This window comes from Melioribacter sulfuriphilus (assembly GCF_052656625.1).
In genome coordinates, this window is sequence record NZ_JBQXXK010000004.1 from 25,602 (window position 1) to 38,060 (window position 12,459).

10 protein-coding genes are annotated in these 12,459 nt (G+C 36.6%); all 10 read left to right on the forward strand.

Annotated features, from left to right (window positions below; translation table 11 throughout):
* The 10 genes from apbC to lpxK all read left to right on the forward strand — a co-directional run bounded on the left by apbC (window position 1) and on the right by lpxK (window position 12,456).
* The gene (apbC, locus tag ACUN8G_RS05715) at window positions 1-1,089 is read left to right on the forward strand and encodes an iron-sulfur cluster carrier protein ApbC (RefSeq protein ID WP_437346561.1); all 1,089 of its coding nucleotides are present in this window, start codon (window positions 1-3) and stop codon (window positions 1,087-1,089) included.
* 10 nt (window positions 1,090-1,099) lie between these two features.
* Window positions 1,100-1,336, forward strand: a complete 237-nt coding sequence (locus ACUN8G_RS05720; RefSeq protein ID WP_437346560.1) for a NifU family protein — start codon at window positions 1,100-1,102, stop codon at window positions 1,334-1,336.
* 29 nt (window positions 1,337-1,365) lie between these two features.
* On the forward strand, window positions 1,366-2,124 hold the full coding sequence (gene tpiA, locus ACUN8G_RS05725; protein WP_437346559.1) for a triose-phosphate isomerase: 759 nt from the start codon (window positions 1,366-1,368) through the stop codon (window positions 2,122-2,124).
* A 175-nt stretch (window positions 2,125-2,299) separates the two neighbouring features.
* A complete protein-coding gene (locus tag ACUN8G_RS05730; RefSeq protein WP_437346558.1) occupies window positions 2,300-4,705 on the forward strand; it encodes a sugar-binding domain-containing protein in 2,406 nt (801 codons plus the stop codon).
* 9 nt (window positions 4,706-4,714) lie between these two features.
* On the forward strand, window positions 4,715-8,305 hold the full coding sequence (gene smc, locus ACUN8G_RS05735; RefSeq protein WP_437346557.1) for a chromosome segregation protein SMC: 3,591 nt from the start codon (window positions 4,715-4,717) through the stop codon (window positions 8,303-8,305).
* Window positions 8,302-9,030 carry an MtnX-like HAD-IB family phosphatase gene (locus ACUN8G_RS05740; RefSeq protein WP_437346556.1) on the forward strand — a complete coding sequence of 243 codons (729 nt, stop codon included), beginning with the start codon at window positions 8,302-8,304 and terminating at the stop codon, window positions 9,028-9,030. Before smc ends, ACUN8G_RS05740 begins: the two co-directional genes overlap by 4 nt.
* A 2-nt stretch (window positions 9,031-9,032) precedes the next feature.
* Window positions 9,033-9,617: a methyltransferase family protein gene (locus ACUN8G_RS05745; protein ID WP_437346555.1), complete on the forward strand. Its 585-nt coding sequence runs from the start codon at window positions 9,033-9,035 to the stop codon at window positions 9,615-9,617.
* Window positions 9,614-10,747, forward strand: coding sequence for a lipid-A-disaccharide synthase (lpxB, locus tag ACUN8G_RS05750; RefSeq protein ID WP_437346554.1), 1,134 nt, complete (start codon window positions 9,614-9,616; stop codon window positions 10,745-10,747). The genes ACUN8G_RS05745 and lpxB overlap by 4 nt, the downstream gene beginning before the upstream one ends.
* Window positions 10,737-11,396 carry a lysophospholipid acyltransferase family protein gene (locus tag ACUN8G_RS05755; protein ID WP_437346553.1) on the forward strand — a complete coding sequence of 220 codons (660 nt, stop codon included), beginning with the start codon at window positions 10,737-10,739 and terminating at the stop codon, window positions 11,394-11,396. Before lpxB ends, ACUN8G_RS05755 begins: the two co-directional genes overlap by 11 nt.
* Window positions 11,389-12,456, forward strand: a complete 1,068-nt coding sequence (gene lpxK / locus ACUN8G_RS05760; protein WP_437346552.1) for a tetraacyldisaccharide 4'-kinase — start codon at window positions 11,389-11,391, stop codon at window positions 12,454-12,456. The genes ACUN8G_RS05755 and lpxK overlap by 8 nt, the downstream gene beginning before the upstream one ends.
* Window positions 12,457-12,459: the final 3 nt, after the last annotated feature.

A 12,459-nucleotide genomic window follows, 5' to 3' on the forward strand; every position in this document is an offset into this window, starting at 1 on the left:
ATGTCGGAGCTTAAAAAAATAGATATACTCGATGCATTGCGGAACGTGATTGATACTGCTACGGGAAAAGACATTGTATCGGCAAATTTTATAAAGAATATTGATATATACAATTCTTCTGTTACAGTAGAAATAGACTTACCTACTTCTACATCGAGCTATCAGAATAAAATCAGAGAAGAATGTATAGCTGAAATAAAAAAAGCGTTGCCGGATATTGGCAATATCGAGATCAAGAATAAATCGACAGCACAAAAAACAACAGCTACTGCAAATTCCCTTCTCCCAGATGTAAGATATACAATTGCTATTGCAAGCGGTAAAGGTGGAGTCGGGAAAAGCACAGTATCGGTTAATCTGGCGGTAGCCCTTGCTAAGGAAGGTGCCAGGGTTGGTTTGATTGATGCTGATGTTTATGGTCCGAGCATCCCTCTAATGCTTGGAATCGATAAGAATCCCCGAATTTATCAAGATCCTCTAACAGGGCAAATGCTGCCACTCGAAAGTTACGGTATTAAAACTATTTCAATCGGATTTTTAATTGACGAGGATTCACCTGTAATCTGGCGCGGACCAATGGCAAGTGGAGCAATTAAACAATTCATGACAGACGTCAACTGGGCTCAACTTGATTACTTAATTTTTGACCTTCCTCCAGGGACTGGTGACATACAACTTACACTTGTACAGACAATCCCTTTAAGTGGGTCAGTAATTGTTACTACGCCTCAGGATATATCGCTTGCCGATGTAAAAAAAGCAGCGCGAATGTTCCAGAAGGTAAATGTGCCAATTCTTGGAATAGTTGAAAATATGAGTTATTTTATCGCTCCGGATACAGGAAAAAAATATGATATATTTGGAAGCGGCGGGGGTGAAAAACTATCTAAAGAATTTTCAGTTCCTCTACTCGGAAAGATTCCAATAAATCCCGATATCCGCGTTGGAGGCGATTATGGAAAACCGATAGTAATTTCAAATCCTGATTCCGAAGAAGCAAAAATTATTCTTGAGATTGCCCGTAACCTAGCAAAACAGGTAGAAGCAAGTTCTCAAAATTCAATTCCTAAAATTGTTTTAGGAAATTAAGAGGTTAGTTATGAACGATAAATTAAAAGAAAAAGTAGAAAAAGCATTGGAAAATATCCGTCCTTATCTACGTGCCGACGGAGGAGATATAGAACTTGTCCAGGTAACCCCGGAGGGGATTGTAGAAGTTAAACTCACCGGAGCCTGTATCGAATGTCCCATGTCGCAAATGACATTAAGAGCTGGCGTTGAAAGAGCTCTTATACGAGAGGTACCGGGAGTAAGAAGAGTTGAAGCTGTGAATTAATTTTCCATTCATAAATTGTGAGTTAATCTATGCGTAAAAAGGTTGTTGCAGGTAACTGGAAGATGAATAACGACCTCGATTCTTCCGTTGCTCTTATTTCAGAAATTAAAAATTTGCTGGCATCAAAATCGTTAAACGTAGAGATTATAATTTGCCCCCCTTTCACCTCGCTTGATGCTGCCAGTAGTTTAATTAAAAACACTCAAATTAAATTAGGCGCTCAAAATATGTATTTTGAAAAGAGCGGCGCATTTACAGGTGAAATTTCACCTCTAATGTTAAAAAGCGTTGGGTGTCAATATGTAATTTTAGGCCACTCCGAAAGAAGGACTATCTTCCACGAATCGAATCAATTAATTAACAAAAAAATTAAAGCTGCCGTTGAAAACGATTTGCATCCCATTTTTTGCATCGGCGAAACACTGGAAGAACGTGAAAACAGAGTTACGTTTAAAGTTATCGAAACACAGGTGCGCGAGGGACTGCAAGGTCTCAACGCTGACGAACTTAAAAATCTGATCATTGCATACGAACCAGTCTGGGCTATCGGTACCGGAAATACGGCAACACCTGAACAGGCCCAGGAAGTCCATGCATTCATTCGCAAACTGATAGGAGAACTCTATTCGACCGAATTCGCAGAGAAACTAATTATTCAGTATGGCGGTAGCGTTAAGCCAGAAAATTCAGCAGAATTGATGTCCCAACCCGATATCGATGGTGCACTTGTAGGAGGAGCCTGCCTTAAAGCAGACTCGTTCATAAAAATTATCGAATCCGCACAATAAGAGTCATATCAAAATTGATATGCCCCCCTTATTTCTTTATATTTGAGGGTTTATTTTTTATACTTTCCATACAATGATTAAAAATTTGATAATCTTTATAATATTCCTTACAACTTACTTCAACGCCTTTTCCGGTGTTTTAATAAAATCTCTATATTCGGAAAAGAGTTTCAAAATGATTGACTCGACAGCAACTCGCAACGTACTATTCTTAAACAAAAACTGGAAAGTTTACCCGGATAACGAATCAAAAACAAAATTAAACATACCCGCCATTTTCGAAGGGACGTCTTCTATTAATTTCGAAACAAGTTTTTATATTTCTGAAAAAGAAAATAAAACTTACTCCCTCTTTTTCGAAGGAATTAATTACTCTGCAGACATTTCTGTAAATAATTCTTTGATTTTTAAAAAGTCAGCCGCTGAAATTCCTTTCGAAGTAGAGCTTCCATCAGACCTTCTTCGAGTTGGTAAAAATACTCTTATTGTCAAAGTTTATTCCGACGTCGATTCAAAAACTACGATACCTGTTAGACAGCAGTTCCTGACCCCACGTAATTACAATGGCATCATCAGAAACGTATATCTTACTGTAAAGCCCAGAAATTATTTGAAAGAGATTAATTTCAAAACAAATTTTACTCAATCAGGCATTTCGATTGATGCCGCAATTAATCTTTCACTAAATAAGAATTCATATTCAAATTACCGTTTGGAATTCGAATTTCAGCCTGTAAGCAATTCTATTGAGCCAGAAAGATTCTCTTTTACATTGCCTGAGTTGAAAGCAGGTGAAAATAAAAATACATTTAACATAAAATTAAAAAATCCTGCAGTCTGGTCTCCTGAGAATCCCGAATATTATTTAATCAAGACAAGTTTGTTTATAAACGATTCCTTGACAGACCGTACAGTTACAAATTTTGCATTAACGGAATTAAAAGTTAATTCAGGGAAAATTTTACTTAACGGCAGGCATTTTACAATAAAGGGTTCTACTTATTATTTCAACGATGGCGAGTATGATAATTTATCGGCACAAGAAAAGATTAAAGAGCAGCTGATTCGAATTAAGAACGCCGGATTCAATTCAGTACGATTTGCCAAGCAATATCCCAATCCTTATGCAATAAAAATATGCAGAGAGATTGGACTTTTGCCATTGATTGAGATGCCATTAAATTCTGTTCCAGAAGAGATTTTCACGACCAAAGAGTATAGAATGAGGTATAAAGGAATACTAAACGATTTGATCGAAAACTATACTCATTTTTCGAATATTTTCATTGTAGGTCTTGGCAGCTCATTCTTACCTAATTCGGAGGCAACAAAAAATTTCATTGATGAAATTGCTTCTGATATAAAACAAAAAGGCTACGTAACATATGCATCTTTTGCAGGTATCCCCAGCATCTTCTCAAATGCTCTCGATCTATACGGAATTGAGCTCTATTCATACCCAATTGAAAAAATCGAAGCGGAATTTAAAGAACTCAAGCATCCCTATTTTCTAAGCGAGGTAACATATCCCGACTATTATGGAAATGCATCGGGATATTTAGTAAACAATTCCACTCAAGCACAGGCTTATTATTTTGACAAATTTCTGGATATCACGCTTAAAGAGGAGATCGGTTTTATTATAAATACAGTATATAATTTCAAAAGCGCCTATTCTTCTTTTTATGGTGGTTCCTCAGAGAATAATTACACAAGGATTGCGCTATTCAATCGGCCGGATGCAACTAATAGCCTCAGCTATCGAGTTATTGAATCGAGGTTGAAAAATTTATCCAAAGTTACCATTCCAATTGGTACGAGCATAAACGAGAACAAACCATTATTCATATTAATTTCACTTGGTATTTCGATATTAATGGCATTTGTAATTAACTGGCGCAAAAAATTTAAAGACGATTGCAGCCGTGCTTTATTTAGAAGTTATAACTTTTTTGCCGACTTAAGAGATCACAGAATTTTATCGGGTATTCATACTTATCTATTACTCTTTATAGAAGTCGGCTCAATGTCGCTCCTTTTTACAATATTGCTTTACTACTTGCGTACGAATATTTTGTTCGAAAAATTGCTTGTTGATATTGGTTCGTACAAATTAATCGATTTAATGAATTATCTTGCATGGCACCCGGAAGAATCATTTATATTTTTATATCTCTTTTTCCTCGTTAAAATGGTATTCCTTGCTATTGTGCTAAAATTATTTTCATTGCCTTTAAAAAACGAAATTGACTTTCAAACTTTATTTTATGCTATCGTGTGGTCGTTTTTACCCTTCACGATTGTGTTGCCAGTCGAACTGGTATTGTATAAAATACTGGCAATCGATACAATAAACATTATTGCTCTTACGATTTTATTAATGCTTTGTCTCTGGATTTTGTTTAGAATTTTGAAAGCTGTTTATATATTGACGGAATTACATCCGTTAAAAGTTTATTTCTATGGATTTGCTACCATAATTGCAATTTTGTTTTTTATTACTCTTTATTTGCAGGCAACGAATTCGACAGGATATTATATTATTAACACGTTGAAAGAATACGAGACTTTATTACACTAAGAGGCGGAATTGTTTTTATCTAAACTGGAAATATTCGGTTTTAAGTCGTTCGCAAACAGAACCGTAATAAATTTCAATCGCGGTATAACCGGCATAGTAGGGCCGAACGGTTGTGGAAAGACAAATATAGTCGATGCAATTCGCTGGGTTCTGGGCGAACAAAAAACAACGACGCTTCGCAGCGATAAAATGGAAAATGTCATTTTCAACGGCACTCGATTCAAAAAGCCGATGGGAATGTCCGAAGTATCCTTAACTTTAGTAAACGACAAAGGCATTCTTCCAACCGAATATTCTGAAGTTACAATCACACGTCGCATCTTCCGCTCGGGAGAAAGCGAGTATCTGCTCAATAAAAACATTTGCCGTCTGAAAGATATTACTAATCTCTTCATGGACACGGGTATTGGTACTAATGCCTATTCAGTAATCGAACTCAAGATGATCGAAACTATATTAAGTAGCAAAGCAGAAGAAAGAAGGCGATTGTTCGAAGAGGCGGCAGGCGTAAACAAATACAAACTGCGCAGAAGACTTTCTCTAAAAAAGCTCGATGATGTAAAAGCAGATTTGACCAGAGTAAATGATATCGTTTCAGAGGTCGAAAAATCCGTTCGTTCGCTTGAACGACAGGCTAAACGAGCAAATCAATACACTCAAATTCAATCGATTCTTAGAGATAAAGAACTCGACCTCGCCGAACGCGAGTTTGCGCTTTATTACGAAAAGAAAAATCAACTCCATTCAGAAATTGAATCATTTAAAATACAGAAAGATGAAATCGACAAAAAAATACGTGAAATTGAAAATCAACTAATTGACTACAGGAACAAGATTAACGAAGTCGACGCCGCACTTCAGAAGAAAAGAAAAGAAATTTCAGAGATAACAGATTCGATTCACAACAATCAAAAGAGCCTGTCGGTCTCACAGGAACGCCTTAATTCATTGTCATCTAACCACGATCGGTTGATTAACGAAATTGAAGAGTTTCGTAACTTAATTGAAGATACTGAATTTTCAAGGGAAGAAGCAGAACAAAAACTTAAAAATATTGAGACGGAGCTGGAAAACGGTACGACGGATCTGCAAACCACCGAGAAAACAATTGAGACTAAACGTGCAGAGCTTGAATCCAAACGAAAAGAATTAAGAGAACTACAGGAAAAGAGATTTGCAATTCTAAGAGAAATATCGGACAAAGAAAATTATCTTTCAGCTCTCAATAAAGAACTCGATTCACATTCTTCCAGCATTGAACGCTTAAATACCAAGATACAGGATATAACCAACAAAATAGCCAAGACGGTTGGATTTATTGAAGAACTGAACAATGAAAGAAATGAAGCTGAGAAAAAATTAAACGAAGCCGGTCTGGAATTGACCATACGCCAGAAAGAAAAAGCCGACCTCGAAACCGAACTCAATTTGTTAAAAGAATCCGAAATAGAAAAGAAAACCTTGCTCGTTTCCCTGAAGGAAAAAATCGACTTCATCCAGACACTAATTACAAACCTCGAGGGACTCTCAAACGGCTCAAAAATTCTTATAGAAAATGACGAATGGACCGAAAAAGAAAAACTCATCTTTGCCGATGTCGGCAATACAAAAGAAGAATTTAGATTTGCACTCGAAGCAGCTCTAAAATCTGTGCTCAATAACCTTTTGATAGAAAGTACAGACGAGCTCGTAAAAGCAGTCGATTATTTGAAAAAAAACCAGCTCGGCAAAGCTTCATTTTATTTGCTCAAAAACAACCAGGTCAAAACTTCGATTATCGGAAAACTGAACAGTTTTGCACAAAGAAGGCGAGCAAAAAAAATTGAAAAGGAAGAAGGCTTTCTCGGATGGGCAGCTCAATTTGTTGAAACCGATAAAAAATGGGAACCCTACTTTATTCAGATTCTCAATAATATCGGGATTGTAAAGGACCTTAATACCTGCTTACGTCTCCACTCTCTCTTCCCTGATTTTGGATTGGCTACTCTCGAAGGTGACCTTATATTATCCAATGGGATTATCATAGCCGGGTCGCTTCCTAAAGAAGACGAAACTCTCTTCGGAAGGCGTAAACTACTCGAAAATCTCAGAGCACAACTTCCATCACACGAAAAAGAGCTCGAAGAAATTAAAATAAGCATAGAAAAAGTAGAATTGCGGATTTCTGAAATTGACTTAAAACATCTTTCAGAAAGAGAACGACTGATATCAAACGATTTGTTGAACATCGACAAGCAAATTTCACAGCTCGAATTTGAAAAGAAAAAAGCAAATGAGGAGATAGAGAGCTCACGTCACGAAATTACTGAACTGGCCGAGAAGTCGAATATGCTTCAATCCCAGATTTCAGAAATCAACTCAACGCTGGAAGAATTATATATCAGGAAAGAAAAGATTGATTCGGAAATATCGGAATTTGAAACTAACTTGAAAGAATTAGAAGATTCATATAATCTACTTACAAAATCTTTTAACGATAGAAAACTCGAACTGGAACGACTCCGCGGTGAAATTAATAATATAAAGTCTGTAGTTGAACGCTACGAAGTTGACATCATCAATTCTACCAGAGGAATTGAAAAGAGAGAGGCTTCGATCAAAAATAATCAACTTGAAACCGAAGAGCTAAGAACTCGAATTGAAGAATTAATCGCTGAGCTCGATATCCTTGAAGGCGAACGAAATGCTATACGTGAAGAAGAAAATAAAATTGCCGACGAGTTGAGAAAAATAAAAGACGAAGCTTCTTCTTATGAAAATCAATTGCGCGATTTACGAAATAAGCGACAGGAGATTTCTGATGCTATCCATTCATTCGATATAAAGGAAAGTGAAATCAACTATAAAATAGAAACGTTGAAAGAACATATACGCGAAAACTACAACGTAGAACTCGAATTGAAAGAATTCCACGACTTGCACGAATTCAACTTCGAAGAAATATCGAAAGAAGTACACGACCTCAAAGAAAAGTTGAAGAATCTCGGACCGGTGAACTTGCTGGCATATTCAGAATATGAAGAAGAAAAGAAGCGACTCGATTTCCTTCTCAAACAAAGAGACGACTTAATTGAATCCGAGAAGGACTTGATTAACACAATCAACGAAATAAACGACACGGCACAAAATTTATTCCTCGATACATTTGAAAAAATTAGAGAGAATTTCATAAAGATATTCCAGACTCTTTTCAATCCAGGCGACGAAGCCGACCTTAAGCTGGAAGAAGGTGTCGATCCACTTGAAGCAAAAATTGAAATAATGGCAAAACCGAAAGGCAAACGTCCAACTTCGATTGAATTACTTTCGGGTGGTGAAAAAACCCTCACTGCCACCGCCCTCCTCTTTGCTATTTATCTCGTTAAGCCTTCACCTTTCTGTATACTCGACGAAGTGGACGCGCCACTCGACGACGCCAATATCGATCGGTTTACCAAACTATTAAAAGAATTCAGCAAGGATACTCAGTTTATCATTGTAACGCACAATAAAAGGACAATGGAAGCAGCTGAAACTATGTACGGCGTTACCATGCAGGAAGAAGGAATATCGAAACTTGTTGGTGTGCGATTCGAAGAAATTCCGGAGACACAAAGTTGATTACTTCGAAAATAACATTTAAAATATTTGTTGACTTCGACGGAACAATCACCAAAAACGACGTCGGAGAAATATTATTCCTTCGATTTGGCGATAAAGAAAAAGCCGACAAAATCGTACGCGATTGGATCGACCATAAAATAAATTCCAGAGAATCTTGGCGCCTCCTCTGTAGTACAATCGAGAATCTGGATAAAAACGAATTCAACAATTTTATTGATTTACAGGAAATCGACGAATCATTTAAAACTTTCGTTGACTATTGCAAAAATAATAACCATGAACTTCGCATTGTAAGCGACGGACTCGATTATTATATCGACCGGATATTGAAAAAAGAAAATTTATCGTTTGTTCAACGTTTTTCAAACAAACTTGTTTTTGATGCTCACGGCGGCTTTTATCCTGAGTTTCCTTATACTGATGAAGAATGTCACAGATGCGCCAACTGTAAAAGAAATCATATCATTAATTATTCTGACGATAAAGACTATACCGTCTATATTGGTGATGGTTATTCCGACTTATGTCCTGCTCAATATTGTGATTTTATTTTTGCGAAAGGTTCGCTCCTGCGTTACTGCGAAATCAATAGGATCACGTACTTTCCTTTTGAAAATTTTGACGATGTAATTAATAAATTAAACGAACTTGGCACAAAGAAACGCTTGAAAAAACGTTTCCAGGCACAGTTAAAAAGAAGAGAAGTTTATATTCAAGGATAACTATGAGCAATTTTGCAACAAAAATTTTCAAGTACAGAAGTTATACTCCTATTCCTTTTTTATTGTTGATGTTGATATTCCAGCAAGCTACTCCTGCAAGCCTGATTGTTGGATTTATAATTGTTCTGGTAGGAGAATTTTTTAGACTCTGGGGAGTATCGTATGCCGGTAGCGAAACACGAACTACGGGAGGTGTCGGGGGAACTTATCTCGTAGTATCGGGAGCATTTGCACAAGTGCGTAATCCTCTCTACTTTGGCAATCTCTTGATTTATACGGGTATTGGCGTTATGTCGATGGCACTTTATCCATATTTACTGATTATTGCTCTTGCATTTTTTATATGGCAGTACAGCGTAATCATAAAAGAAGAAGAAAACTATTTGAGAAAAAAATTCGGCAAACCTTACGAAGATTATTGCAATCAAGTTCCGAGATGGATACCGACTTTTTCGAAATATAATAACCCCGGACTCCCCCAACCGGAATTTAATCTTAAAGCCGGACTTAAATCCGAACGACGTACTCTTCAGGCAATTTCCATTACCGTATTATTGTTAATAATACTTTATTTGGTTACAAATTGAACAAAAAGATTATGATCATAGCAGGCGAAGCCTCAGGTGATTTGCACGGGGCAGAACTAATAAAACAAATTAAAAAAATCGACCCGACAATCGAATTTTACGGAATAGGGGGCGACCGTATGATTTCCGCTGGTCTTCAGCCTGTTGTTCACATTAAACGTATGGCATTCTTAGGTGTAACTGAGATTATTCGACATCTACCTTTTATCAGAAAAGTGCGCAATCAACTGATCGATTTAGTTAATAAACACAAAATTCGAAATGCTATATTAATCGACTATCCGGGATTCAATCTTCGAATCGCAAATAAATTCAAAAAACTGGGATTAAAGAACTTCTATTACATTTCGCCGCAAGTATGGGCATGGGGTAGAAGAAGAATTAAGATAATAAAAAAAATAATCGACAAAATGATCGTCGTCTTCCCTTTCGAAGAAAAATTGTACAAAGACAATAATATCGATGTCAGTTATGTCGGACATCCTTTGATTGAGAAGATTGAAAATTACGAATTCATACCGCGGAATGATTTCTTTAAACAATTCAATCTCGACATAAACAAAGAAATTTTATTACTTGTACCAGGAAGCAGGAAACATGAAATTGAAAAAATTTTTCCAATAATTCTTCCGGCTGCCCAAAAAATTGCGAGCAACAACAATTTACAAATTGTAGTGGCTTGCGCCGATAACATCGATACTTCGATATACCAGAAATTTGGTAACAATAATTATAAAATTATTAAAGGACATACATACGAGCTTTACAAGTATGCACATTTTGGTATTGTAAAATCTGGTACATCCACACTTGAAGCAGCATTGCTCGGTCTTCCATTTGTCGTAGTATATTCAACCAATATAATCACTTATTTGTTGGGTCGTATGTTTGTAAGGCTCGAGCATATTGCAATGCCGAATATATTGCTTGGAGAAAAAGTCGTTGAGGAATTGATCCAGAATGACCTTAAGGCAGACAAGATTATCAATATCTCAAACGAGATACTCAATAATCCTCAAAAGTATGATGAAATAAAAAACAAATTGAGTAAAATAAAATTGATGCTTGGAAATTCGGGCGCTTCCCGAAGAGCAGCGGAATTAATTTACAGCCAACTAAATGAAGCTTAACAATTTTCAAAAAAAAATTGCCCGTTACTTGGGCATTAGAGCTGGATACTTTTTAATTAATACTTTGGTAAAAACTTACAGAATAAAACGAATAAATGGGAACCATCTGGATGAAATGATTGAAAAAGGTAAAAATTTTGTGGTTGCTTTCTGGCACGGCTCGATGATACCCGGATGGTATTTGCATAAAAATTTAAATTCCGCCGCTCTGGTAAGTAGGAGCAAGGATGGAGATGTACTATACCACATACTTGATAAGTGGGGTTTTAAAGTTGTTCGTGGTTCAAGTCATATTGGAGGAAAGGAAGCTCTTGAAGAAATGATTACACTTTTGCGAGGAAAATACAATCTGGTAATTACACCCGATGGACCGCGAGGCCCTCGACATGTAATGAAAGCCGGAGCTGTAGTTACGGCCAAGAAAGCTGGCGTTGCTCTATTTCTGGCCGGCATATCGATAAAAAATAAAATTTGTTTCAACAGCTGGGATAAATTCGAATTCCCTCTTCCTTTTACTAAAATTAACGTAATATATTCCGAACCTATTTACATCGATAAGGAACTCGATTACGATGCAACTACTAAACTTATTAATGAATGTGAAATTGCTTTGAATAAACTTCAACAGGAAGCAGAAAAAATTGATTGACCTGATAAGAATATTATTGGCACCTTTGGTTGCCTTCTATTATTTGGCGATGAGATTAAGAAACTATCTGTTCGACAAGGGAATCTTTAAAACAGAAAAAGTTGATGCGAAAGTGATTTCGGTCGGTAACATAACGGTGGGAGGCTCGGGTAAAACTCCAGCAGTTTTATATATTGCGGACATTTTGAAAAAGAATGGAATTAAAACGGGAATTCTGAGCCGTGGGTATCGCCGTAAAACAAGCGGGTATCTGCTGGTCTCCGATGGAAATAATATTTTCGCAACCGTTGACGATTGTGGAGATGAAATGCATTTTATAACTACTGAGACAAATCTTCCAACAGCAGTTTCGGAAAACCGGGTTGATGGCTGCAAGCGAATGATTGAAGAGACTGATATCGAAGCCATAATACTCGACGATGCTTTTCAACATAGATGGATTTTCAGGGATATCGACATCGTGATAATCGACCAGCGCTTTATAAACAAAGCAGGTAGTAGAGAACAACAGTTATTGCCACTCGGCAATATGCGAGAGCCGTTCGATTCACTTAAACGCGCAGATATCATAATTTTAAATCGCAAATTCCTCGACAATTATTATCTCCCAGAATCACTGAAACATCACTTCGATAGTAAACCCATTTTTCAAGCATATTACGAAGTCGAAGGAATTTACGACGTAAAGACACACAAAAAGTATTCGTTAGAAGATTTCAAGGGACAAAAAAGTTTAATAGTTTGCGGAATTGCAAAGCCACATTCATTCCTCAATGTACTCGAAAAAAACGATATTGATTTTACCAATAAAATGCTCTTCCCCGATCACAAAAATTATACTTTGAAGGAAGTACAGGCAATACGTAAGCAGTTTTACGATACGAATGCATATTCGGTTCTTACTACACAGAAAGATGCAGTCAAACTGACAAAATATTCAAAGGAGCTGGACGACATCGATATTTTCTATCTAAAGATTTCTTTAAGAATGGAAGACGCCGAGACTTTTGAAAAAATGATAATTGATAAAATAAAACATAATCCCACTCACAATAACTAATTG

What these genes read in the sequence shown, in the direction of transcription:
- apbC (WP_437346561.1), top strand. Translation starts at nt 1, where the DNA reads ATGTCGGAGCTTAAAAAAATAGATATACTCGATGCATTGCGGAACGTG.
- ACUN8G_RS05720 (WP_437346560.1), top strand. Translation starts at nt 1,100, where the DNA reads ATGAACGATAAATTAAAAGAAAAAGTAGAAAAAGCATTGGAAAATATC.
- tpiA (WP_437346559.1), top strand. Translation starts at nt 1,366, where the DNA reads ATGCGTAAAAAGGTTGTTGCAGGTAACTGGAAGATGAATAACGACCTC.
- ACUN8G_RS05730 (WP_437346558.1), top strand. Translation starts at nt 2,300, where the DNA reads ATGATTGACTCGACAGCAACTCGCAACGTACTATTCTTAAACAAAAAC.
- ACUN8G_RS05745 (WP_437346555.1), top strand. Translation starts at nt 9,033, where the DNA reads ATGAGCAATTTTGCAACAAAAATTTTCAAGTACAGAAGTTATACTCCT.
- ACUN8G_RS05755 (WP_437346553.1), top strand. Translation starts at nt 10,737, where the DNA reads ATGAAGCTTAACAATTTTCAAAAAAAAATTGCCCGTTACTTGGGCATT.